This is a genomic window from Vibrio splendidus (assembly GCF_024347615.1).
Lineage (GTDB): Bacteria > Pseudomonadota > Gammaproteobacteria > Enterobacterales > Vibrionaceae > Vibrio > Vibrio splendidus.
This window is the reverse complement of record NZ_AP025508.1, coordinates 576,228-600,164: the sequence shown is the minus strand read 5'-3', so window position 1 is coordinate 600,164 and position 23,937 is coordinate 576,228. Positions and strand designations below refer to the sequence as shown.

Below are 23,937 nucleotides of genomic sequence, written 5' to 3'. Positions count from 1 at the left end.
AAAGGGCAAATCATCACAAAAAAGTCTCACCTAAACCAAAATGTAATATTACTGAAATATTTGTTCTCTAACATCACGCTCAGATTAAACAAACAGACCAAACACAGACTTAAACGGTCCAATGGAGAAAACATTATGAACCAAGCTACTACTGCAGCAGCGCCTATCTCGAGCACAACTCGTTGGCTACGCTGGGCTAACTTGGCATTCATGCTTTACCTACTATTACTTTCAGTTTCAATGGTTGGTACAGGCTTCAAATGGGCAACAGGCGAGCAAGCAAAGGTTCTTTTCGAATTTGCTTCACACCCAGTTGCAGGCTTAATGATTGGTTTAGTGGCAACAGCACTTATTCAATCATCAAGTACAGTTACTTCAATTATCGTTGGCCTTGTGGCAGGTGGTTTACCTGTTGAGTTAGCAATCCCTATGATCATGGGTGCGAACATTGGTACGACAGTAACCAATACGCTAGTTAGTCTTGGTCATGTTCGTTGTAAAGATGAGTTCAAACGTGCATTCGCAAGTGCGACGATTCACGACTTCTTTAACCTATTAGCCGTTGCTATCTTCCTACCACTAGAGATGGCGTTTGGTATTCTAGAGAAGATTTCTCACTGGTTAGTATCACCGATGCTAGCAACAGGTGATATGAGCATGGGTGGTCTTAACTTCATCAAGCCAATCACTAAACCAGTAGTCAGTGCGATTAAAGAGCCACTATCGACATTTGGCGACACTGTTGGCGGTATCATGCTTATCGTTCTAGGTATCGCGACTATCTTCGTAGCTATCACGGTAATGGGTAAACTAATGAAGAGCCTGATGGTGGGTCGTGCTCGTGAGATTCTAAAGAATGCAATTGGTCGTGGTCCTATCCACGGTATCGCTTCTGGTTCTATCGTTACTATCCTTGTTCAGTCTTCTTCAACGACAACAAGCTTGATGGTTCCACTAGTAGGTTCAGGTGTTCTTAAAGTACGTGACGTTTACCCATTCACTCTGGGTGCAAACATCGGTACGTGTATTACCGCTCTATTAGCAGCGACAGCAGTATCTGGTGAGTTCGCAGTATTTGCACTGCAGATTGCTCTAGTACACTTGGTGTTCAACATCATGGCAACGGTATTCATCTTTGGTATTCCGTTCCTACGTGAACTACCAGTAAAAGCCGCTGATATTATTTCTGACATGGCTGTGAAGAATAAATCTGTAGTGGCTGGTTACCTTATTGCGGTATTCCTTGTACTGCCTGGTACCGTGTTAGCACTGACGGCTTAATAGCAAAACAAACATCGCTTATAACAAAGCCCGCAACCTCCTAGGTTGCGGGCTTTTTCTTTTCTGAAAGGCAGATGTGGGAAACAAAAAGAAGATTCGAGTAGCGAGTGACAAGTTGAAAGCAGATACGGGATGCGAGTGAACGAGTAACGAAAAGCCCGTTTTACTCGCATCTATATATCCCCGTCATTCCCTACAGCGAGGAACGAGCGTGATAGGGAATCTATCTAACACACAACACTCAGAGATTCCCTACTCCTTCCTTCGTCAGTCTAGGGAATGACAGGGGCTTTTGATCTTCGTATCTCGCATCTCGTTTACTCGTATCTAGCTACCCTTCGTATCCCGCATCCAAAAAACGCTTACTTACCTTGCTCATTACGCAGATACATAATGGCAACCATGCCAAAGCCGATAAATTGCCATAGATACTGCCCGTCGCTTGCGCCAGTGATGGTTTGAGTGAAAGCCATACAAGCAGTCACAAATAAAGAAGCAAAGGCAGCATAGAGTAACCACGGACGCTCCTTGCCAGACATGAACTCACCTGCTAGTACTGAACGAAGAACCAATAAAAATGGCACACATTGCAAAGCAATCAAAATAGGGAACATAAAATCGAATGTTGGACTCAGTAGAGCATGACCGATTTGGCTCTTATCCCAAGTTCCTACAATATAGCCTTTCCAGCCAGCCCAAGTGTCACCTGAATAAGCGGTATCTGGCGTAATAAAGCCAAGTACAACGCCCATCACTTTATCGACAAAGCCATTTTTGAACCAAAAGACGAATAAGAAGATCTGAATTGGAATGATCTGAAAAGCAAACTTCTTCAACATGTGTGTACCCCAAATAATTAATGATTTGGTTACCAGTATGTGGACGTCGATGTTTTTACGCTTGATGCAAGGCAATCGAGCCTAAGTCCAAACAATAATCAAACATGTTGAGAAGCCTGTTGGCACAAGGAAACCTTGCGGAAGAGCCGTTACTATTAGCGGTAACTCAACGTTTTCACTTCAAAGAGAATTTTGTGGTTTAGGAAAGGTTTGTTTTTTATAAAGATTCAATAAGATCAAACAGTTGGCCATTATACTCTTTTTTTACTTCGGTATAGCGCTGATAGTTGTATTGCGAACCTTCGGGGTTATCCGACAGCTTGTCAGCCACACTAAGTAGATAAAAACTGATTGGGCTCGGTGTACTTTCGGCCGCATAAAAAAGGTAAGGGAAAGCTTGATTGGCATGTTGGTTGATTAACAGTGCAAGACCCAAGGTAAGGTTGGCAATATCACAACGTGGGTTCATCTCGAAGGCTTGCTTTGCCAGTTGCAGTGCATGTTCGCGATCTTCTTGCTCATGACTTTGCAAATAAGCCAAAGATTCCGAATACGACAATAAGGCATTGACCAAATAATTGTCTCTTCCTTGCTGTTGAATCGTATCCAACTGAAGTGCGATCTCTGCAAATGGCTGTCCACCTTTACCTTGGTAGAAAAGCGATATTCCCTCTGAAATAACCTTCCAGTCATCGTAGTTATCAATAGAGGTCACTCGATGACTGACAACACCGTATTCTGAACTCATTGGGGCAATAATGGCTTTAATCTCGAGAATCACATCCCCAATGGCATCGAAGAAATTATCTTGGCTAAAGCTCTTTTCCACTTTCTGACTTTGATTGGGCTGGCGATTGTTTTGTATCAGCACGCTCAGTATATAATCACTGCCCTTTTGCTTGAGCCAACCTTTGAGTTCGACACCATTATTGGCAAGTGATTGCTTGCCCTGTTTCGATAGCTGAGAGAAGTGGTAACCCGATAAATTTCTCGCTGAGTTCAGCCCGTAGAATAGGTAGTTGTACACGCTTTCCGACATCTCATAATCGTCCGCAGAATCGAGCGTAATATCATGGATATAAACGGGAATCACATCACTTTGAGGCGCAGAAATAACAGCTGTGTCATTGGTTGAGACATCAATTTGCCACGCCCAAGTTGCTATTAAGCCAACAGAGAATACTGCGGTTGTAATCAGGGCGATGGTTTTCTTTTTCGAATTAGCAACAAAAGGTTTAGGCTCAGATTCAGGTAGAGAGGCGTCATCAACGGAAGTTGGTTCGACACTCGGCTGAGTCACCTCAACATCGAACAGATAACCTTGCTTAGGAATGGTCTGAATGATGCGATACGGACGTGCTTTATCCTGAAGCTGACTGCGCAGTAAACTGATGACCTGTCTGACCAAGTTGTCAGACACTTGAGTTCTTTGCCAGACATCTGTAGCTATCTGCTGCGTACTAACCACTTGCCCGCGCTTGTCGATGAAATAGCTGAGCAGCCTTGCTTGTAGTGGCTCTAAATGAATCTCTTCACTATCAATCACCAACTGGTTTTTATCAGGGTAGAAAGAAATAGGAAAGTCGTGTTGCAATACAAAGCAATGCGAGCGAGTCATAGTAGTTCTGTGGTTAGAAAAGACCACTCAAGATTATTGGTTTTACGAATAGTAAGCAAGCCAAGCATCAGAAATAAAAAAGGCTGCGCAGAGGCCTGTCTCTTATACACAAATCCCTAAGCCACGCTTGGGGGGGGGTTTTGAACTATTTTTAGGTTTCATGATCTGATCATCTAAGCAATGACAAGGATGATTATCATGACCTATATAGAGCCAACCCTTTGGGCACAAAAACAGTTCGGTCAAGCCCACCTTAATGACCCTAGACGCACTCAAAGACTCGTTGCTCTCGCAGCCTCACTGGCCGAGCAACCTGGCGTACCCGTCTCGAAACTCATTATCTCCCCTGCTGAAATGGAAGGGGCTTATCGCTTCATCCGTAATGAGCAAATCAAAGCAGAAGATATCGCAGAAGCGGGTTTTTATGTCACCGCACAAGAAGCATTAGAGCAACAAACACTTCTTGCCTTAGAAGACACCACTTCTCTCAGTTACTCCCATCGCAGCATTCGAGATGAACTCGGGCACTCCAATCAAGGCAATCGACATCGCGCCATGTTCGTACACTCAACCTTACTTTTTGCTCCCGACACTCAATCTGTTATTGGTTTAATTGAACAACAGCGCTGGACTCGTGATATAGAAAAGCGAGGTCAAAGGCACCAGCATGCGACTCGACCATACAAAGAGAAAGAAAGTTATAAGTGGGAACAAGCCTCTCGCCATGTCGCTGAGCGACTTGGCGATAAAATTTCGGATGTCATTTCTGTGTGCGATAGAGAAGCCGACCTATTTGAATACCTCATTTACAAGCGAGAGCAACAACAAAGGTTCCTCGTTCGCTCAATGCAAAGCCGCTGTATTGAAGAGCATGATAATCGTCTTTATAGCTATGCCTCTACCCTGTTATCAGCCGGAGAGAAAGTGCTAGAAATACCGCAAAAAGGCGGTCGTAAAGCTCGCAAGGCTCATTTAGATATCAAATATGCCCCCGTGACACTCAAGTCTCCTGCTAACAAAAAAGAGTTCGATAACATTCCGCTTTACTACGTGGGATGTATAGAACAAGGAGAGAGTGGTAATAAGCTCGCATGGCACTTACTGACTTCAGAGCCGATAACGAGCAAGGAAGAGGCACTCAAAATCGTCAGTTATTATGAGCGGCGCTGGCTAATAGAAGATTTTCATAAAGTCTGGAAAAGTGAAGGGACTGAAGTTGAGCAACTGAGAATGCAAAGTAAGGATAACTTAGAAAGGCTCAGCGTCGTTTTGGCTTTTATCGCGACTCGGTTACTCCAGTTGAGGTTTATGAATGAATCAGACGAGTTATCTAAGAGCAGTTGTGAGCAGGTATTAAAAGGCAAAGCGTGGAAGTTAATGTGGCTCAAGTTGGAGAGCAAAAAACTACCGAAAGAAGCGCCTAATATATCATGGGCTTACAACGGTATTGCTCGGTTAGGTGGTTGGAAGAATACCAAGCGAACAGGTCGCGCTTCTATAAAGACGTTATGGCAAGGATGGTTTAGGTTACAAACCATCCTTGAAGGGTATGAACTCGCTAAGTCTCTTGATTAACCAGACTTGTGATCAAGAGACAGGCGCAGAGGCAGCCTTTCAATCAGTCAAAGCAGATTAGATTAAACCGAGAATGGGTACTTAATCGCTTCATGGCATTCGTAGCCTTCAACCCAGAAGTCATCCATCGTCACCCACGTTTCCAAATCTTCTAGAGACTTAATCTCAGGATTGATATGGAATGTTGGCCCCGCTAAAGGCTCACGCTTCAACTGGATATCACGCATAGGTGCGAGTTGATCTTCGTAGATATGAGCATTAACCAGCTTATGGTAAGCCACACCCGCTTTCTTGCCCGTGATTTGCGCCATGATTGCTAGGAACACATACACTTGAACCATGTTGAAGTTCAGGCCTAGAGGGACATCACAAGAGCGCTGAGTACTGTTTAGGTACAAAGTGTCACCAAGTAGAGAGAAGTGGTGGCTGTACATACACGGACGCAAACAACCCATGTGGAACTCACCTGGGTTATAGAAGTTTAAGATCTCGCCGCGGTCATCAATGCCGTTTGTTAGATCATCAACAATCTTCTTCAGTTGGTCGATATGACCGCCGTCAGGTTTTGCCCATGCACGTCCTTGAACGCCATAAACACGGCCCATGTCGTCTTCACCCTTGCGGTAAGGGTTATTTAGCCATGCTTCATTCAGGTTAGAATTCGCATCCCAAGTTTTAGTCCCTAGCTTACGAAAATCTTCAGCATTGTCGTAACCACGGATATAGCCAAGCAGCTCAGCAACTGCGGCTTTCCAAAAGCTTTTACGTGTTGTTACCAGTGGGAATTGGTTATTACCTACATCATATTCAAGGTCAGCATTGATTACGGTTAGGCAGCGCTTGCCTGTGCGTTCATTTTCAATCCAAGTACCGTCATTAACGATACGCTGACAGAGATCTAAATACTGTTTCACACCAATTCCTTACTTCGTTTGTTGTGGTAATTCATCTTTGTAGTGACCACGCTTGTATGCCCAAACCATCATCAGCACACCGATGATAACCATTGGCAGTGACAAAATTTGTCCCATAGAGATAAATCCACCGAACAAACCTAGCTGAGCATCAGGTTCACGTACGTATTCAACTAGGAAGCGGAATGTACCATATCCTGCTAGGAATAACCCTGATACAGAACCAAGAGGACGAGGCTTTTTGATGAACCAGTTCAAGATGAAGAACAGTACAATACCTTCAAGCGCCATTTCATAAAGCTGAGATGGGTGACGAGGGAGTGGACCACCGTTAGGGAATACAATCGCCCATGGCACATCAGTCACACGACCCCATAGCTCACTGTTCATGAAGTTGCCCATGCGGCCCATACCTAAACCAAATGGAACCAATGGTGCAATCATGTCAGCGACACCAAAAAAGGTTCGACCGTTCTTTTTGGCATACCAAAGCATCGCGGTGATCACACCAAGCAAACCACCGTGGAAAGACATACCGCCAGTCCATACCTTAAATAGGTAGAGTGGATCATCAATGAAAAGGCCAAAGTTGTAGAAAAGTACGTAGCCAATACGACCACCAAGCACCACACCTAGAAAGCCAGCAAACAGTAGGTCTGATACTTGCTCTCGAGTCCAACCACTACCGGGTTGATCAGCTCGGCGATTTGCTAACCAAAGAGCAAACATAAAGCCGACAAGGTACATTAGGCCGTACCAACGAACTGAGATTGGTCCTAGTTCAATAAGAACAGGATCGATATTTGGGAATTCGATAAAACCCTGAGACATACTTGGCTCTCTATCTAAAATTGAATAACGGTTAACTCAACAGCTAACAGAAAAAACACTACAGCAGCATAGTGGCTGCTATAAACATTAAAAATACCGCAAAGAACTTCTTCAGCACGGGGGTTGGCAATTGAGTGGCCAGTTTAGCGCCAACTCGTGTGGTCAGTACTGAGGTACAAGATATCGCTATCAAAGCCGGTAGATAAACATAACCCAAGCTATACGCCGGAAGATCATCGACAGAAGAGCCATGCCAAATAAAGCCGAGCATTCCCGAAATCGCGATAACACAACCACATACAGAGGATGAGCCTACAGCTTTGCGCATTTCCACACCGTGATGGTTAAGGAAAGGCACCGACAAAGAACCACCACCAATACCAGCCAAGCTTGAAACCAAACCAATACCGCCACCACATAACATGGTCTTAGCTGAACCCGGCATCGACTTTTGACTCTTAGAGCGGATCGACAACAACATCTGCAACGCCAATACCAAGACAATCACACCAAAGACTTTTGGCAGATATTGAGCAGGAATAACGTCGGCGACAAAAGAACCTAGGAAACCACCAATCACCACACCAGGCATCAACCACTTAACGACAAAAAGTTCCACATTACCCAATTTTAAATGGTTAATTGCAGACGATCCCGAGGTAACAATAATGGTTGATAACGAGGTAGCCAATGCCATTTGCATTGCAAACTCTTGAGGAATACCCGCTTTAGGAAGCAAAAACAGCAAGGCAGGAACGACCAGCAAACCACCGCCAATGCCTAGCAAACCCGCTAAAACACCAACAATAGCACCAAGGCCTGCTAACAAGCCTATCAGTTCATATGACACGTTAAATCCTATTTTTTACCTGCTCGAATGAAGCCTGTAAATTCACGCTCTTCGAAATAGTTCAGCATCATACTATAGATGTCACTACCATATGGTTTTGAAAGCGCTCTATTTGCCAAATCCTGTAATTCACTCAAGTTAGATTGGCGAATCAAATATTTAGTCCTCGCGACATTCGAGGTATTCATACTTAACGTCTCATACCCCAACCCAATCAGTAACAACGCGCCCATAGGATCACCGGCTAGCTCACCACAAATACACACAGGTAATTGATGTTGCTTACAAGTATCATGAATTTGTTTTAATGCCATGATCACCGCAGGGTGCATTGATTCATAGACATCGGATACTCGTGAATTGTTCCGATCAACCGCTAATAAATATTGAGTTAAGTCGTTGGTACCGACTGAAACGAAGTCGACCTTATCAGCAATCAGCGGCAGTATATAAAGCATTGATGGCACTTCAATCATGATACCAACGCGAGGCATGCGCACTCGGTTATCAAGCTCATACACTTCGTCATACGCTTGTTCAATAAGTTGTAGCGCGTCATCCAGTTCCTGCGCACCAGAGATCATCGGCAGCAAAATACTCAAGTTATGGCTTTCACAGCTCGCACGTAGCATGGCACGTAACTGAATAATAAAGATGTCAGGATGATCGAGCGTAAAACGAATACCACGCCAACCAAGGAATGGGTTGTCCTCTTCGATAGGGAAATAAGGTAAGGCCTTATCGCCACCGATATCGAGTGTACGCATCACCACTTGCTTCTCAGGGTAGCTCGCGAGTACAGAACGGTATTGCTTGAATTGTTCGTCCTCTGACGGAAACCTCTGCTGTAACAAGAAAGAAATTTCGGTTCGATACAGCCCCACCCCATCAACGCCTTGGTTGATAGCGATATTGGTGTCGGCACTCAACCCCGCATTAAGCAGGATCTCGACTTGCTGGTTGTCTTGCGTTTTTGCCGGTAAGTATAATTCTCGATTGACCATCGAAGAGAGCTCACTCTCTTCTAGAATCAGCCCTTGATATTCTTTGAGCAGGTTTTGAGTCGGCTCAATAAAAATCTCGCCACTATACCCGTCAACAATCGCTTGCTTACCATTCGCTTGAGCAAGATTGAGATTTACCCCCATAACCGAGGGAATGCCTAACGCGCGAGATAAAATAGCCGCATGCGAGTTCGCCGCCCCTTCCAAGGAAACGACAGCTAAAAGTTTTTCTTTGGGAATAGAGGCCAATACCGAAGCCGTTAGCTCTCGAACCACCAAAATAATTGGCTTATCTAGCGTGCGAAGTTCATGTTCAGAATTGTGAAGAAAATAGAGCAATCTTTGACCAAGCTCTCGGATGTCTTGTGCCCTCTCACGAAGGTACACGTCTGACATACGAGCAAAGCGATTCGAGTAGCTCTCAACAACCTGCCTTAATGCCCAATCGGCCTTATCGCCTTTCTGGATTTGGCTCTTAAGATCCTTACGTAACATTGGATCGTTCAGTAAGTGAGTAAACAGGTCAAAGATCGCCAACGCGTCTTTATTGATTTCACTGTCTAGGCGCTTTCGCATTCGCTTAAAGTCATTGAGAGCATTTTCGACGGCGACCGCCAGCATTTCATGCTCTCTTTCAACATTAAGCGTCGATGCTGGATAAACATCGGTGAGTTCAGGCTGAGTGTTGTCCCACCATAAATCACCAATCGCAACGCCCGATGAAGCTGCAATACCTTTAATCTTAGGTAGCTTCTGTTGCTCTAAAAGCCAATGGCCTTGAGTTTGAGCGTGCGCCACAATGACCGCAAGTTGTGCTGAGAGTGTGACAAGGAAGGATTCTTCCATCTCACTGAATAAACGAGGAGACTTCTGTTGAATGACCAATACGCCAAGCACTTGCTTGCGATGGATAATCGGAGTGCCGAGAAAAGAGTGATAAACCTTTTCTCCAAGCTCTGGAAAAAACTTATAAGCAGGGTGAGCAGACGCTTGTGCAAGGTTGATAGGTTCAGCACTTCTTTTGACAAGGCCAACCAGACCTTCGTCAAAACCAATGTGAATACTATTGCCTTTGAAGATCAGGCCTTGAGTTGCCATCAACTCAAGACGCTGCATATCATTATTTGCCAAATACACGGTGCAACATTCCGTCTGCATCGCACTGCATGTCTCTTTAACCAAAATATCAAGAGCCGTCGACACATCTTCAACTCTTGATACGTGTTCAACTATTTCCCTTAGTTGACTGAGCATGCTTAACCTCTACGCAATTTGCGTTTTCCTTTTGTTTTTCGCTCTTTAAACGGCATTGCTAAAGATGCGAATTCTTTCATAGCTCGACGGTAAACATCTCGCTTGAAAGAAACAACTTGTCGAACTGGGTACCAGTAACTCACCCAACGCCAACCATCAAACTCAGGTGTACTTCCACGCTGCATATTGATCTGCGATTCATCGCAATCTAAGCGTAAAAGGAACCACTTCTGTTTTTGTCCAATACAGACAGGTTTAGAATCCCACCGAACCAGTCGTTTGGGCAGCTTATAGCGTAACCAATGACGACTTGTCGCGACGATCTTTACATCCTTTTTAGTAAGGCCAACCTCTTCATACAACTCGCGGTACATTGCCTGTTCCGGAGTTTCACCTTCATCTATTCCCCCTTGAGGGAATTGCCATGAATGTTGCCCGTATCGTTTAGCCCAGAAGACCTGACCATGGTTGTTACAGATTACAATACCAACATTTAATCGGTAACCATCGCCATCTATCACTGGCCAACCTCTATCTAAATTTTTAATTACTCTGATTTTTCCACATATCCCCAATCGGAGCAAACTTAGTGACGTGACAAGCGCTATATTTATGAATATTAACTAAGAATATGGATAAGTTTTGCTCAAATTCTAGTTACCCACACAATAATGAGACATAGACCACATTTATTCACCTTTTCTGTGAATAACTATGTGAAGAATTACCCGCAATCGTTTTTTTTAATCCATAGATTCATCAACACCAAAAACACCAAGTCGAACAAATTTAATTTATTCCATTAAAAATCAAGTAATTAAAATTAAATTTTCATTTTTAAAAACATTAGAAAAGTAAAAGATCTTTCAAAAACAGAACGTGGTTAAAGATCAACCACTCCGATGTTTATCCACACTAGTAAGTGAAAGATTCATTTTGAACCCCATTTGGCAAGCATTTAATCCACCATAAACCCCTGTTTATTTATCCACTAAATTAATATTTCAATTAATTACCTTTATGTCCTGTGGATAACCATGAGTTTGATCCCTTTCCTAACAAGGAGATCATTTCTTAACCAGTCGTCATATGGTGATAACTTCTGGTAAAATCATTTTTTTGATCATGCCTTTTATTATGAAACCAGAACCACAAACACAACAAGAGCTGCTAGACAGAGCGTATGCTATCGCCGGAATGACCTTTAAAGAGCTCGCCGATGAAGCCGAGATGGTGATGCCAAACGACCTCAAGCGCGATAAAGGCTGGGTTGGACAGCTATTGGAATGGCACTTGGGTGCGCCCGCTGGCAGTAAACCAGAACAAGATTTTGCCAAACTCGGTATCGAGCTTAAAAGCATCCCGATTGGCTACTCTGGAAAGCCACTCGAAACCACCTTTGTTTGTGTCGCTCCATTGATGGGCGTGCAAGGCATAACTTGGGAAACCAGTCACGTTCGAAACAAGCTGTCTAAAGTGTTGTGGATCCCTGTTGAGGGAGAAAGAGAGATCCCGCTGGCAGAAAGGCATGTTGGCTCCCCATTACTCTGGACACCAAGCCTAGCTGAAAACGAACTCCTGAAAAGAGACTGGGAAGAGCTGATGGAGTTGATCGTGTTAGGTAATGTTGAACAGATAACAGCAAGACACGGCGAAGCACTGCATTTGCGACCAAAAGCGGCCAACAGTCGCGTGTTAACAGAAGCTTACGGTGCAAGTGGAAAACCTATCAAGACTAAACCACGTGGTTTCTATCTACGGACTCAATTCACCCATAAATTGCTGACAACCCATTACGCATAGAGCTTTTATTTAGCATAGATGGACCAAACTATCAGTATGTTACAAACCGCCTGTAACTAGAATCAATCTCTAGCTACGAACGCTCTCTAATGAGGTTTGAGCGCCAGTTCAATATCACAGTAGCTTTGGCTTGGCTCATTGCCAAACTCGTCATAGGCGTTGTGTAAGCGAAGATACGCCTTTTCAAAACCGAGCCGAAGCAACTCTTCTTTCACTTGATCCAAGGATCCAAAGTGAAGCGGCTCACCGTCTTGCTTTACCGGTTCTAGCTTGTGTTTATATTCCACTGCTAAAAGATATTCCGAGATATCGGAACAACCAATAACGTATACTTTCGGTGTTTGATAAGAGTCTTTGTGCTCTCCATGTAACCACATGTCTAATTGATGCTTTTGCATAGCCAGCCTCCCTTGCTCTATAAAGCGTAGTAGAACTCTTTTTCTTTACTAGATAACGACTTAAAAAAGCACACATAACGGCTTAAAAAAGCAAAAAAGAGAAGCAAGTGCTTCTCTTTTTTGGCCAGTTTTAGTTCAAAAGCTTGCACTTCCGACGCCACAACTATCACTGATATTTATCTTAAGGAGTGAAAGGCGCTATCACCCCACAAGATTACGTCGGTATTCGCGCGCTTAAGACTCGACGAAGGTGACGAACTCGACGTTCAATCGTAACGACTTCAGGTTCAGAAAAACCAATTGGTCGACCATCGGCTTCAAGGCCAATATCTCTCAATAAATGAGTATTGTTCCATGGTAGATCGTATGAACTACGACGAACTTTTCGTTGCCATTCACGTTCTTCACGACGAAGATCTGCACGGATAAGGACTGTTGCTAGTTTTAAGTATACTGAGTGACGCATAATAACTCTCCAGTTGTAAAATAAACTGAGGAAAAATAGCGTGTTAGATAGTATGAGGGCTTCTCACTTAGCTGCTATTTTTCCGCAGCCAAATAAGGGTACGGATCTATTAGTTAGGTTTATCTTGGGTGTTTCGATCGGCCATGGCTGATGTTTGTGACATAACAGTCACCATGTCAGTACACGGATCAAACGACGCGCAAATATGCTGTATAAAATCGAAATGTTTCATTTGCGCCTCCAAACTAACTAAAAAATCCAAAAAGAAATGAGATAATAAAAGCAAATAAGTCTTTGTTAAACCATTGCTTTCACGGTTAAAGTCTAACCAAGTGAGTATATTATTCAACCGATAATTGATTAACAATTTCAAAACAAATGATTCACCCAAAATATTAGTTGCATATTACTTTATATATAACATATTCACTATGATTATATAAAATCATAGAACATCTCTCTTAAAGACCGAGCCTCCAATAGCTCAATCTATCAATCTATCAATCTATCAGCAGTCAACGATCAACGATCAATTGTAGCAATGGATATAAAAAAACCACGCATCATGCGTGGCTCTTAGATTTACACTAACTGGATAGAATCAATGAATAGAGAGCTCTAAACAACACCTTCAGAAATCAGGCTATGTTTATTCAGCAATCGGTACATGGTTGCACGCGAAACTCCAAGCTCCTTAGCGGCCAACGATACTTGACCACCATAAGATTCTAGAACAATCAGCAACGCATCTCTCTCTGAACGCTCACGGATACTTTTGAGACTGCGGCGCTCATCATTCTGTTTTGGTAAATCCAGTTGTTGATCGTCAATGATCACCGCATCCGACATCAGCACGACACGCTTAATTTGATTCATCAACTCACGCACATTGCCCGGCCAGTGATAACGATTCATCGAGCGGGTAGCATCGTCTGAAAAGCTCTTAGCTTGAGCATTGAACTCTTTTGAATACTCGCGTAGAAAATGATTAGCCAGTACTGAAATATCACTCACTCGCTCTTTCAAGCTCGGAACGTGAATACGCAGAACATTGATGTAATGATAAAGCTCTTCATTGAAGTCGCCCTCGATCAATGCCTTTTCGATATCAGAAGAGTTCGCGGCCAGAATGCGCACATCGACAGGCTTAGGACCATCCGCAGTTTCAATTTTACCTTCTTGTAAAAAACGCAGCAGGTTCAACTGCTGATTACGTGGCATCGCCAATACATCATTGAGTAAGATGGTTCCGCCGTCGGCTTCTTCCAACAGACAAGGTGCTGCAGCGGGCTGTGCAGAGATACCAAATACCTCGGCCTCTATTCTCATTTCAGACAAGGCACGACAATTGACCGTTAAAAATGGCTTTTGCGCTCGCGAAGAGTTTTGATGAATTGATCGTGCAACCGTCTCTTTTCCTGCTCCACTCTCTCCGTAAATCAGGATACTGACATCTGTCGGCCCAATGCGCTTTACTTGGTCTCTCAAACGCTTCACAGCCACAGAGTCGCCAAGCAAACCCATATTGTTGTTGATGCCGTAGTTTGGCCATACTTTCTGCTCAAGCTTGAGCATACCCAATTGGTGACCAATGGTACTCAATAACTGGGCATCTGGGATTGGCGCCGTGAAAAAGTCGATACAGAAGTTCACGATAAATTGGCAAATGGTATCAGAGCTCAATTGCGATTCACGAATAAAGGCGAGCCATCTTACTTGCTTGTTGTTGCTCACGAGATTAGCGATACCGTTAAGGCTAAACTCATCATGACTAAGATCCACAATGCCAATGCATGGGCCAATGTCAGCAATCAAGGCATCGGCTTTTCGTAAATCTGCACACTGGGTACATTGCCAACCCACTTGCTCTAACACTGATAACCAGGGTTCGTACGCACCACCAACGACGATAAGAGAACCTGGTAAGGAATCCATCTTAAATTGAGTTCCCATCCTTCTTCCTTATTCTATTTTTATTTAAATCAAGCTAATACGAGTCACTGCTTCATCGTTCGACAAAATGCCACGAGATCGTATTCAGCGCAGGACGTATAGTAGTGAGACTATCTTAGATTTTATGTCTCAATAGTAAGACTATGTCAGAAATAATGGTTTTTCGAATCAAGAGTGCGGTACAGGCTAGGTTTTGCAGCCTAAAAACAGAAAAAGCCACCCGAAGGTGGCTTTTTAATCAGATGGGCTGTTACATCCCATAAGCGAGTATTACGCTTGTGGACGCATTGCCGGGAACAAGATCACGTCACGGATTGTGTGCGTATTTGTAAATAGCATCGCTAGACGATCAATACCAATACCTTGACCCGCTGTTGGCGGTAAGCCGTGCTCTAGTGCAGTAATGTAGTCTGCATCGTAGTACATCGCTTCGTCATCACCCGCGTCTTTTGCGTTAACTTGCGCTTTAAAACGCTCATCTTGGTCTTGTGCATCGTTAAGCTCAGAGAAACCATTCGCTACTTCACGGCCACCGATGAAGAACTCAAAGCGATCTGTGAAGAATGGGTTGCTGTCGCTACGACGAGCCAATGGAGAGATGTCCGCTGGGTAACCCGTGATGAATGTTGGTTGAATTAGCTGAGGCTCAGCCGTTTCACCAAAGATCTCTTCAAGAAGCTGACCACAAGTCCAGAATTTCTCAACGTACAGACCCACTTCTTCTGCAATTTTAACCATCAATTCTCTGTTCTGAAGATCATCTTCAGTCAGAGCTTGAATGTTTGCATTTTCAGGCGTGTAGTGTTTGATTGCATCGAACATGCTCATGCGAGCGTAAGTGCCACCGAACTCAACCGTTTCGTCACCGTAAGGCATAGAAGTAGAACCAAGAACGTCCATCGCTGCTGTGCTAAGCATCTCTTCCGTTAGATCCATTAGATCTTTGTAGTCAGAGTACGCTTGGTAGAATTCCATCATTGTGAATTCTGGGTTGTGACGTGGAGAAAGACCTTCGTTACGGAAGTTACGGTTGATCTCGAATACACGGTCAAAACCACCAACCACTAGACGCTTAAGGTAAAGCTCAGGTGCAACACGTAGGTACATGTCGATGTCTAATGCGTTGTGATGAGTGATGAATGGACGTGCTGTAGCACCGCCTGGGATCACGTGCATCATTGGCGTTTCAACTTCTAGGTAGCCTTTTGAGCTCATGAAGTTACGGATTGAAGACACAAGCTTAGAACGCACGATGAATGTGTTACGAGAGTCTTCGTTCACGATTAGGTCAACGTAACGCTGACGGTAACGCATCTCTTGGTCAGTTAGACCGTGGAACTTCTCTGGTAGAGGACGAAGTGCTTTAGTTAGCAGTTCAAACTCTTCCATGTTCACGTAAAGGTCGCCTTTACCAGATTTGTGAAGCGCACCTTTAACACCGATGATGTCACCGATATCTAGGCCTTGGTACTTCTCTTTCAGTACTTTTTGTACGTCTTTCGCTGCGTATGCTTGGATACGACCAGAAGTTTCTTGAATCGCAAGGAATGGACCACGCTTCGCCATAACACGACCAGCGATCGCAACGATGTGGTTAAGCTCTTCTAGCTCTTCCTTAGTCTTCTCACCGAATTCCGCTTGAAGATCGCCAGCTAGGTGCTCGCGACGGAAATCATTTGGGTGACCGTTCGCTTTGCAGTTCAAGCGGATGTGATCCAGCTTGCTACGGCGTTCAGCGATTAGTTTGTTCTCTTCAGGTGAAGAAGCTTCTTGTGCGTTTTCGTTTTGAACAGCATCAGTCATTAGAGATGTACCTTGCTTTTATAATTTGGACAGCTATATTTTTGAAAATATAGGCATTTTTACCAATATTATTGGTAAAGCTTAATAGTTGGTAAAGCTTACAGACCTGATTTCAGGCTAGCTTCAATAAACTTGTCTAAGTCACCGTCAAGAACCGCTTGAGTATTGCGATTTTCGATGCCGGTGCGCAAATCTTTGATACGAGAATCATCCAGTACGTAAGAGCGGATTTGACTGCCCCAACCGATGTCTGATTTCGTTTCTTCGCTCGCTTGTTTTTCAGCATTTTGTTTTTGAATCTCAAGTTCAAAAAGCTTAGCACGTAGCTGCTTCATCGCTTGGTCTTTGTTCTTATGCTGCGAACGGTCATTCTGACATTGAACCACGGTGTTGGTTGGAACGTGAGTAATACGTACCGCCGATTCCGTGGTGTTTACGTGTTGACCACCAGCACCAGAGGCACGGTATACGTCAATACGTAAGTCAGAAGGATTAATATCGATCGTAATGTTGTCATCAATCTCTGGGTAGATAAACGCAGATGCAAATGAAGTATGACGACGGCCACTTGAATCAAATGGTGACTTACGAACTAGACGGTGAACACCTGTCTCTGTACGTAACCAACCATAAGCGTATTCACCAGAAATACGTACCGTTGCGCCTTTAAGGCCAGCAACATCACCATCAGACACTTCGATCACTTCGGTCTTGAAGCCTTTCGAATCTGCCCAACGTAAGTACATACGCAACATCATTGAAGTCCAATCTTGAGCTTCTGTACCGCCCGAGCCTGACTGTAAATCGATGTAGCAATCTGATGCGTCGTGATCGCCAGCAAACATACGACGGAATTCCAGTTTTTCTAGCTTAGCTTCTAGCTCTGCTAATTCAGGTTCGATTTCGTCAAACGTTTCTTGGTCTTCTTCTTCAACCGCAAGCTCTAATAGACCCTCAACATCCTCAACACCTTGGTCAAGTTGGTCGATCGTTTCTACTACTGCTTCCAATGCAGAACGTTCTTTACCTAGCGCTTGAGCACGCTCAGGTTCGTTCCATACATCCGGTTGTTCTAATTCTGCGTTTACTTCTTCTAGACGCTCTTTTCTAGCGTCATAGTCAAAGATACCCCCTCAGGATATTTGTGCGTTCAGACACATCCTGCAGACGGTTTTTAATAGGATTGATTTCAAACATTTTAGCTCATCATTTATGAGTAGAATTTAACCGAAGAATTGTACTCAAAAGTGTGACGGAGATACAGAATTTTTTAGAGCGGAAAGCCAAGATTCAACAACTTAATGGAATATAAAATTGACAGACAGAAAAAACACGTGAAATTTGTAAGGGAAAGAAAGAAAACAAGCCCTGTTTTTGAACAGAGCTTGTTGAATTTGGGGCTAAATGATGAACATCATTCAGTGAACGATAACGCTATTTGGCTTCAACTATTTGGCTTCAATATGGTCAACCATCAACTGCAACGATTGGTTGCCACGAAACTCGTTGATATCCAGCTTAAATGCAAGATGAACCGTTTTCACTGACGCATCAGGCCAACGACGTAAATCAACATTGAAAGCAATACCATCAATCATCACATTGGTTGGGTGGCCTTTGTATAGAGGTTCTAGCATCAATTTAAGGTGTTTTTCACCTACCAGTTTTTGATGCAGCACTTTAAACTCACCATCAAAGATGGGTTCTGGGAAAGCTTGGCCCCACGGACCACCTGAACGCAACGTCTCAGCGGTATGCATTGAGAACTCTTCAGGTAACAGTTCACCATCAGACAAGATAATGCCCTTAAGTGCCGTCTCACCGAGTTCTTTACGCACAACGTCATCAAACATCTTGCTGAATCGCTCGAAGTCTTTTTCCATAATGGTTAAGCCAGCCGCCATTGCGTGACCACCAAACTTCAAGATCAAGCCAGGGTTTTGAGTATCGATTCTGTCTAGCGCATCGCGCATGTGCAAACCTGGAATCGAACGACATGAACCCTTGATGCTGCCTTCACCACCATCAGCAAATGCGATCACTGGGCGGTGATATTTGTCTTTGATACGCGAAGCGAGAATACCGATGACGCCTTGGTGCCAATCACGTTGAAACAGCGCCAAACCAGAAGGCAAATCGTCTTTACCAAATTCAAGGCGCTCACAAAAAGCCATCGCTTCTTGTTTCATGCCCTCTTCGATCTCTTTACGTGTTTGGTTCAAGCCATCTAACTCGCTGGCCATTCGACGCGCGGCATGAATGTTGTTACTCATTAGCAGCTCAACACCAAAAGACATGTCATCCAATCGGCCAGCCGCATTGATACGTGGACCAAGCGCAAAACCAAAATCGGAGGCAACTAATCGCTTAGCATCTCGCTTAGCAATTTCAATCAAGGCTTGAATACCCGGACGAGCTTTGCCCGCACGAATGCGTTGTAGCCCTTGGTGCACCAAGATTCGGTTATTTTCATCAAGTGGAACCACATCCGCAACAGTACCCAGTGCCACTAGGTCAATCAGTTCCATCAACTTGGGCTCTGTCATACCGTGTTGAGCAAACCAGCCCAACTTACGCATGTGAACACACAACGCCATCATCAGATAAAAGGCGACGCCAACACCCGCTAGCGCTTTTGAAGGAAATGCACAGCTTTCTAGGTTCGGATTGACCATCGCATCGGCGATTGGCAGTTCATTGCCCGGTAAGTGATGATCAGTAACCAGAACGTCTAGCCCTTTCTCTTTAGCGAAACGGACACCGTCAATCGAAGAGACACCGTTGTCCACGGTCATGATCACTTCAGCACCAAGTTCGATCGCCTGTTCGACAACCTCAGGGCTCAAGCCATAACCATCTTCAAAACGGTTTGGTACTAGATAATCAACGTTAGAGCTGCCCAACATACGCAGAGCAAGTACAGACAACGCCGAACTGGTTGCGCCATCGGCATCAAAGTCACCAACAATGATGATGCGTTTTTGCTGCTGAATGGCTTTGAACAACAATTCAACCGCAGCATCAATGCCACCCAGTTTTTGATAAGAGTGCAAGCCTTTCGCTGCTGTCTCTAGTTGGTCAGCACTGTCGATTCCGCGACTCACATAAATGCGCTTTAACAAGTCAGGTAAGTGAGCAGGTAAGACTGAAGTGTCGACCTCAGGACGGCGTTGGATCTCTATCATATAAAAATGGGCCTGATATTAATCAGGCCACTCCTTAAATCAAAAACATGGGGGATAAATTGGCAATACAGAAACGATATTATTGCTCTAAACGTTGAAGAAGTTGTGCTGGCGGTAAGTAACCACTCACCAACTCACCGCTTGCTAGTACGATAGCAGGTGTGCCATTGATGCCAAGCTCACGACCCAATTGGTATTGTTTGGCGATGATCTGTTTCTGCTCTGCTAGGTCTTTACCAGACGCTGGCATTTGACGGTTTACTTTAGCATCGTGCATGGCTGTTTTTGGATCATCTGAAGCCCAGATTGCCGCCATTTGATCGGCAACTTGTCCTGTCGCACCTTGGCGTGGGTAAGCCATGTAACGAACGGTAATACCTAGATCGTTATAGCCTTGCATTTGGCTGTGCAGACGAACACAGTAGCCACAGGTAATGTCAGTAAATACCGTCACAACATACTTTTCGTTATCGGCTTTATATTCGATAACCGTATCCGACATCGCCGCGACCTTTTCAGCATTAAGTGGAGCTTGACGCTCAGCCAAAACGTCACTGAATTTGCCGTTATCATCCAGAGAGTAAAGAGTGCCGGCTAGAAAGTGATCGCCCTCTGGAGAAGAAAAGATAATGCCACTGTTAGTTTGAATCTCTAATAGGCCATCAATGTCTGAAGGAACAATCTTCTCTACCTTGATACCGATTTTTTCAAAACGCTTAGTTAACGCTGCTGTATCAATAACTTGAGCTGGAGCAACTTCTACGGCTGTTGATGTTTGTTCTACTTTCGCTTCTGATGCATTACATGCAGTAATCATGAGAGGAAGCACTAATAGAGGAAGACGGCGTAATACGCTCATTAAGTTCACCTTAAAAATAAATGGGTTTAAGCACGTGGGTGATGCTGCGCGTGAATTTGCTTCAGCCTTTCGGTCGCCACGTGAGTATAAATTTGGGTTGTCGATAAGTCACTATGCCCAAGCAACATCTGTACGACCCTGAGATCTGCGCCATAGTTCAGTAAATGAGTCGCAAAAGCGTGTCTTAACACGTGTGGTGACAATAGCTCTGTGTCTATACCAGCAACAACCGAGTAATGCTTAATACGATACCAGAACGTCTGACGGGTCATTTGCTTGGCGCGTTTACTCGGAAAAACCACATCAGAACTGTTTTCGCCGAGCAGTTGTGGCCGACCTTGTTCAATAAAAGTCTCAATCCAGTCCACGGCATTTTCGCCCATTGGCACCAAGCGCTCTTTACCGCCTTTACCAATAACACGCACCACGCCTTGTCTTAGGCTGATATTTTCCATCGTCAAACTGACTAACTCGGTCACACGAAGACCAGTTGCATATAATAACTCAAGCATCGCTTTATCGCGAAGCTCAATAGGGTCATTGGGATCAGGAGCCTCTAGCAGTGCATTAACTTGCTCTTCACTCAAATCTTTTGGCAAGCGCTGTGGCAGCTTAGGGCTGATCAACAATGCACTCGGATCATCGCCTCTCACTTTCTCGCGGTGCAAGTATTGGAACAAGCGACGAATCGCCGACAACATGCGAGCACGGGAAGTCTGCTTAAAATCGGCGTCGGCTAACCAGCCTTGATAATCCTGTAGCCCTGAAAGGCTAATAAAGTCGAGGCGGTAATTGTTCTTTTCCATCCACGTTAGAAGCTTGGACAAGTCGGTACGATATGAGACAAGCGTATTCTCCGATAACCCCCTCTCCATCCACATAGCATCTAAAAACTGCTCAACGAGACCGTGGTCTGCGCTCTGCCCTTGAGGCGACTGCATAGTGTTACTCACAATATTGGAAACTATTTTGAGAGTATGTCAGAGCAAATATGAATGCCATAAAAATTACGACTTGAGCGGATAATCGCTGCAATCGAAGTCGATTTATGGTTAGAATTCGCCATCTGAAATTAAAATCGAACGTTTGCTATGAAAATTGGATTATTTTACGGCTCAACCACCTGCTATACCGAAATGGCAGCAGAGAAAATTCGCGGCATTATTGGTGAAGACCTAGTTGATATCCATAACGTGAAAGAAACCCCTCTTTCTTTTATGGCGGACTACGACCTTTTACTGCTTGGTATCTCAACGTGGGATTTCGGTGAAATTCAAGAAGACTGGAATGAGTTGTGGGAAGACATCGCAACAACGCCAATGAAAGGTAAGGTGGTTGCTCTGTTTGGTCTAGGTGACCAAGAGGGCTACGGTGAATGGTTCCTAGATGCGATGGGTCTATTGCATGATGAATTGAAAACCGCAGGCGCTGAGTTTGTCGGCTTCTGGCCAAACGATGACAGCTACGAATTCGAAGCATCTAAAGCATTAACAGAAGACAAGTCTCAGTTTGTTGGTTTGGCTCTCGATGAAGATTCACAGTACGAACTCAGCGACGAACGTATCGCAACTTGGGTTGAACAAGTCCTCGTCGAGTACAGCGAAAAGCTATAAGTTCTGCTTCCTTAGAGTTCAGAACTAAGAGCTAAGGGCTAAGAACTAAAAGCTTCAGGCAGAAAGAACATCATCGATTAGATACAATAAGGCCTCATTACTGCGAAGTAATGAGGCCTTTTCTATTTCATCTCGAAGGACAATCTAATCTCAACGGAAGATTAAACGGTCTCTTCAGCCATCTCTTGTTCTGTTGCTTTACCAACAAAGAACATGCAGATGATTGCTGCAGCAGTTGGAAGTAACCAACCCATACCGATCTCGAACAATGGCAGCATCTTAAGTGCAGACACATCGACACCCGCTACTTTAGCGCCATCAATAAGAGCAAACAGTAGAGACACTAATACAACCACACGGTAAGCGGCTTTTGGATTAGGGAAACGGCTACGCAAGAACGTCAGAGCAACCAACGCGATAGCGACTGGATACAATGCAAACAGTACTGGAACAGACAGAGAAATCAGTTGAGAAAGGCCAACGTTCGCTACGGTTGCACAAGCTACACCGTTGATGATTACCCAAGTCTTGTAAGACAAAGGCGTTAGCGAGCTGAAGTAATCAGAACATGCTGAAACAAGGCCAATCGCCGTTGTTAGACACGCCAGTAATACGATCACTGAAAGCACTAGCTGACCTGATGGGCCAAACAGTGACTGAACGTAAAGGCTTAAGATAGCACCGCCATTGTCCGCACCCGCTGCGACTGTTGCGCTTGTTGCGCCCAAGAAGAACAAAGAGATGTAAACAAATGCTAGACCAGCCGCGGCAATACAACCTGCGCTGATAAGGTACTTAGTCGTCGCTGCACGATCAGTAATGCCCTTGCTGCGAATCGCATCAACGATCAGCATACCAAACATCAACGAAGCAAACGTATCCATGGTGTTGTAGCCTTCAAGGAAACCTTTGGTCAGTGGCTGAGTAATGTACTCACCATGAGCCGCAAGAATGTCGCCTTGTGGGTTAACGAACACAGCAACTGCCAGTACAACCAAACCAACAAATAGTGCAGGTGTCAGTACCTTGCCGATTACGTCGATAAGCTTACCTTGCGACCATGAGAAGAACATCGCTACCACAAAAAATGCAATCGAAAAAAGAGTGAGGTGAGCTTGAGAGGCATCGATGAAGAACGGTTTCACCGCCATCTCATAAGCAACAAGGCCGGTACGTGGCGCAGCAAATGCAGGACCGATGATGATAAAGATCAGCACAGCCATGATAGTTGCAGCTCGCTTTGGAAGATCTTTCGTTAGATGACCCCAAGAGCCACCAGCCACTGCAACTGCGACGATAGTGATCAACGGCAGACCAACGGCGGTCAGCAGGAAACCAGACATCGCTGGAAGAAAGTGGTCACCAGCTAATTGGCCAGCAAGAGGTGGGAAGATGATGTTACCCGCACCTAAGAAAAACGCAAAAAGCATAAAGCCCAATGCCATTATATCTGTTAGTTTTAGACTCTGTTTCACAGATAATCCTTAATTATATTTATGAATTTATGTTGTGCTTACGTGAATGTTACAGCTAGAAGCTGCCAATCAATCTATAAAATAGTCGCGCATAATGACGAAACACTTGGCTAGCTGCAAGTCACCACAAAAAAACACCATATAAATTTGCATTTGAGAACCAAAAGCAGTGGATTCCACTGGATATGGAAATATTGCCATAATTATAAACTAACC

Annotated in this window: 20 protein-coding genes; 4 read left to right on the top strand and 16 right to left on the bottom strand. The window is 44.4% G+C overall.

The genetic code is table 11. The features are described 5' to 3' along the window. Positions 1-135 precede the first annotated feature (135 nt). A complete protein-coding gene (locus OCU90_RS02660) occupies positions 136-1,281 on the top strand; it encodes a Na/Pi symporter (protein WP_004735026.1) in 1,146 nt (381 codons plus the stop codon). Positions 1,282-1,643: 362 nt separating this feature from the next. On the opposite strand, the gene OCU90_RS02655 is transcribed toward OCU90_RS02660, so the two are convergent. Both OCU90_RS02655 and OCU90_RS02650 read right to left on the bottom strand, forming a co-directional pair. After that, on the bottom strand, positions 1,644-2,120 hold the full coding sequence (locus OCU90_RS02655; protein ID WP_061024557.1) for a hypothetical protein: 477 nt from the start codon (positions 2,118-2,120) through the stop codon (positions 1,644-1,646). 217 nt (positions 2,121-2,337) lie between these two features. Continuing rightward, the gene (locus tag OCU90_RS02650) at positions 2,338-3,738 is read right to left on the bottom strand and encodes a winged helix-turn-helix domain-containing protein (RefSeq protein WP_061024555.1); all 1,401 of its coding nucleotides are present in this window, start codon (positions 3,736-3,738) and stop codon (positions 2,338-2,340) included. A gap of 198 nt (positions 3,739-3,936) precedes the next feature. Here OCU90_RS02650 and OCU90_RS02645 point away from each other — a divergent pair, with 198 nt between their 5' ends. Beyond that, positions 3,937-5,313, top strand: coding sequence for an IS4 family transposase (locus OCU90_RS02645; RefSeq protein WP_061024553.1), 1,377 nt, complete (start codon positions 3,937-3,939; stop codon positions 5,311-5,313). A gap of 62 nt (positions 5,314-5,375) precedes the next feature. Here OCU90_RS02645 and OCU90_RS02640 read toward each other — a convergent pair whose 3' ends face one another. Genes OCU90_RS02640 through rppH form a run of 5 tightly spaced genes read right to left on the bottom strand, consistent with a single transcriptional unit; the run spans position 5,376 to position 10,687 of the window. Continuing rightward, on the bottom strand, positions 5,376-6,227 hold the full coding sequence (locus OCU90_RS02640) for a thymidylate synthase (protein ID WP_009848438.1): 852 nt from the start codon (positions 6,225-6,227) through the stop codon (positions 5,376-5,378). Positions 6,228-6,236: 9 nt separating this feature from the next. Next, positions 6,237-7,058, bottom strand: coding sequence for a prolipoprotein diacylglyceryl transferase (lgt, locus tag OCU90_RS02635; protein ID WP_004735021.1), 822 nt, complete (start codon positions 7,056-7,058; stop codon positions 6,237-6,239). Between the two features lie 58 nt (positions 7,059-7,116). Further along, complete coding sequence (locus OCU90_RS02630; RefSeq protein WP_004735020.1) at positions 7,117-7,908, bottom strand: sulfite exporter TauE/SafE family protein; 792 nt, start codon at positions 7,906-7,908, stop codon at positions 7,117-7,119. 8 nt (positions 7,909-7,916) lie between these two features. Further along, positions 7,917-10,166: a phosphoenolpyruvate--protein phosphotransferase gene (gene ptsP, locus OCU90_RS02625; RefSeq protein WP_061024551.1), complete on the bottom strand. Its 2,250-nt coding sequence runs from the start codon at positions 10,164-10,166 to the stop codon at positions 7,917-7,919. A 2-nt stretch (positions 10,167-10,168) separates the two neighbouring features. Then, on the bottom strand, positions 10,169-10,687 hold the full coding sequence (gene rppH, locus OCU90_RS02620) for an RNA pyrophosphohydrolase (RefSeq protein ID WP_004735018.1): 519 nt from the start codon (positions 10,685-10,687) through the stop codon (positions 10,169-10,171). Between the two features lie 616 nt (positions 10,688-11,303). Between rppH and mutH the strand changes: the two genes are divergently transcribed. Beyond that, positions 11,304-11,969 carry a DNA mismatch repair endonuclease MutH gene (gene mutH, locus OCU90_RS02615; RefSeq protein ID WP_086027492.1) on the top strand — a complete coding sequence of 222 codons (666 nt, stop codon included), beginning with the start codon at positions 11,304-11,306 and terminating at the stop codon, positions 11,967-11,969. Between the two features lie 86 nt (positions 11,970-12,055). Here the strand turns inward: mutH and OCU90_RS02610 are convergent, their stop codons facing one another. The 8 genes from OCU90_RS02610 to xerD all read right to left on the bottom strand — a co-directional run bounded on the left by OCU90_RS02610 (position 12,056) and on the right by xerD (position 21,574). Next, positions 12,056-12,367, bottom strand: coding sequence for a DUF6482 family protein (locus OCU90_RS02610; RefSeq protein WP_004735016.1), 312 nt, complete (start codon positions 12,365-12,367; stop codon positions 12,056-12,058). A 214-nt stretch (positions 12,368-12,581) separates the two neighbouring features. Beyond that, positions 12,582-12,833, bottom strand: a complete 252-nt coding sequence (locus OCU90_RS02605) for a hypothetical protein (RefSeq protein ID WP_004735015.1) — start codon at positions 12,831-12,833, stop codon at positions 12,582-12,584. Positions 12,834-13,451: 618 nt separating this feature from the next. Then, complete coding sequence (gene vpsR, locus OCU90_RS02600) at positions 13,452-14,786, bottom strand: cyclic-di-GMP-binding transcriptional regulator VpsR (protein ID WP_061024549.1); 1,335 nt, start codon at positions 14,784-14,786, stop codon at positions 13,452-13,454. Positions 14,787-15,056: 270 nt separating this feature from the next. Continuing rightward, entirely contained in the window at positions 15,057-16,589 is a 1,533-nt protein-coding gene (gene lysS / locus OCU90_RS02595) for a lysine--tRNA ligase (protein WP_004735013.1), read from the bottom strand. 98 nt (positions 16,590-16,687) lie between these two features. Continuing rightward, a protein-coding gene (gene prfB / locus OCU90_RS02590) for a peptide chain release factor 2 (protein WP_099426155.1) occupies positions 16,688-17,786 on the bottom strand; the annotation gives its coding sequence in 2 pieces (ribosomal slippage) (positions 16,688-17,710 and positions 17,712-17,786; 1,098 coding nt in all). A 251-nt stretch (positions 17,787-18,037) separates the two neighbouring features. Next, complete coding sequence (gene recJ, locus OCU90_RS02585; protein WP_017087527.1) at positions 18,038-19,774, bottom strand: single-stranded-DNA-specific exonuclease RecJ; 1,737 nt, start codon at positions 19,772-19,774, stop codon at positions 18,038-18,040. 79 nt (positions 19,775-19,853) lie between these two features. After that, positions 19,854-20,633 carry a thioredoxin fold domain-containing protein gene (locus tag OCU90_RS02580; protein WP_004735010.1) on the bottom strand — a complete coding sequence of 260 codons (780 nt, stop codon included), beginning with the start codon at positions 20,631-20,633 and terminating at the stop codon, positions 19,854-19,856. A gap of 26 nt (positions 20,634-20,659) precedes the next feature. Next, positions 20,660-21,574, bottom strand: a complete 915-nt coding sequence (gene xerD, locus OCU90_RS02575; protein WP_004735009.1) for a site-specific tyrosine recombinase XerD — start codon at positions 21,572-21,574, stop codon at positions 20,660-20,662. A gap of 150 nt (positions 21,575-21,724) precedes the next feature. On the opposite strand from xerD, the gene fldB reads away from it, so the two are divergent. Next, positions 21,725-22,246, top strand: a complete 522-nt coding sequence (gene fldB, locus OCU90_RS02570) for a flavodoxin FldB (protein ID WP_004735008.1) — start codon at positions 21,725-21,727, stop codon at positions 22,244-22,246. A 161-nt stretch (positions 22,247-22,407) separates the two neighbouring features. Here the strand turns inward: fldB and brnQ are convergent, their stop codons facing one another. Continuing rightward, the gene (brnQ, locus tag OCU90_RS02565) at positions 22,408-23,721 is read right to left on the bottom strand and encodes a branched-chain amino acid transport system II carrier protein (protein WP_017077715.1); all 1,314 of its coding nucleotides are present in this window, start codon (positions 23,719-23,721) and stop codon (positions 22,408-22,410) included. Between the last annotated feature and the right edge of the window lie 216 nt (positions 23,722-23,937).

Excerpts from the sequence above, each read along its gene's own strand:
- recJ (WP_017087527.1), bottom strand. The coding sequence starts at position 19,774 with ATGATAGAGATCCAACGCCGTCCTGAGGTCGACACTTCAGTCTTACCT.
- lysS (WP_004735013.1), bottom strand. The coding sequence starts at position 16,589 with ATGACTGATGCTGTTCAAAACGAAAACGCACAAGAAGCTTCTTCACCT.
- OCU90_RS02645 (WP_061024553.1), top strand. The coding sequence starts at position 3,937 with ATGACCTATATAGAGCCAACCCTTTGGGCACAAAAACAGTTCGGTCAA.
- OCU90_RS02660 (WP_004735026.1), top strand. The coding sequence starts at position 136 with ATGAACCAAGCTACTACTGCAGCAGCGCCTATCTCGAGCACAACTCGT.
- fldB (WP_004735008.1), top strand. The coding sequence starts at position 21,725 with ATGAAAATTGGATTATTTTACGGCTCAACCACCTGCTATACCGAAATG.
- OCU90_RS02580 (WP_004735010.1), bottom strand. The coding sequence starts at position 20,633 with ATGAGCGTATTACGCCGTCTTCCTCTATTAGTGCTTCCTCTCATGATT.
- OCU90_RS02610 (WP_004735016.1), bottom strand. The coding sequence starts at position 12,367 with ATGCAAAAGCATCAATTAGACATGTGGTTACATGGAGAGCACAAAGAC.
- OCU90_RS02605 (WP_004735015.1), bottom strand. The coding sequence starts at position 12,833 with ATGCGTCACTCAGTATACTTAAAACTAGCAACAGTCCTTATCCGTGCA.
- xerD (WP_004735009.1), bottom strand. The coding sequence starts at position 21,574 with ATGCAGTCGCCTCAAGGGCAGAGCGCAGACCACGGTCTCGTTGAGCAG.
- mutH (WP_086027492.1), top strand. The coding sequence starts at position 11,304 with ATGAAACCAGAACCACAAACACAACAAGAGCTGCTAGACAGAGCGTAT.
- lgt (WP_004735021.1), bottom strand. The coding sequence starts at position 7,058 with ATGTCTCAGGGTTTTATCGAATTCCCAAATATCGATCCTGTTCTTATT.
- OCU90_RS02650 (WP_061024555.1), bottom strand. The coding sequence starts at position 3,738 with ATGACTCGCTCGCATTGCTTTGTATTGCAACACGACTTTCCTATTTCT.
- vpsR (WP_061024549.1), bottom strand. The coding sequence starts at position 14,786 with ATGGGAACTCAATTTAAGATGGATTCCTTACCAGGTTCTCTTATCGTC.
- OCU90_RS02655 (WP_061024557.1), bottom strand. The coding sequence starts at position 2,120 with ATGTTGAAGAAGTTTGCTTTTCAGATCATTCCAATTCAGATCTTCTTA.
- ptsP (WP_061024551.1), bottom strand. The coding sequence starts at position 10,166 with ATGCTCAGTCAACTAAGGGAAATAGTTGAACACGTATCAAGAGTTGAA.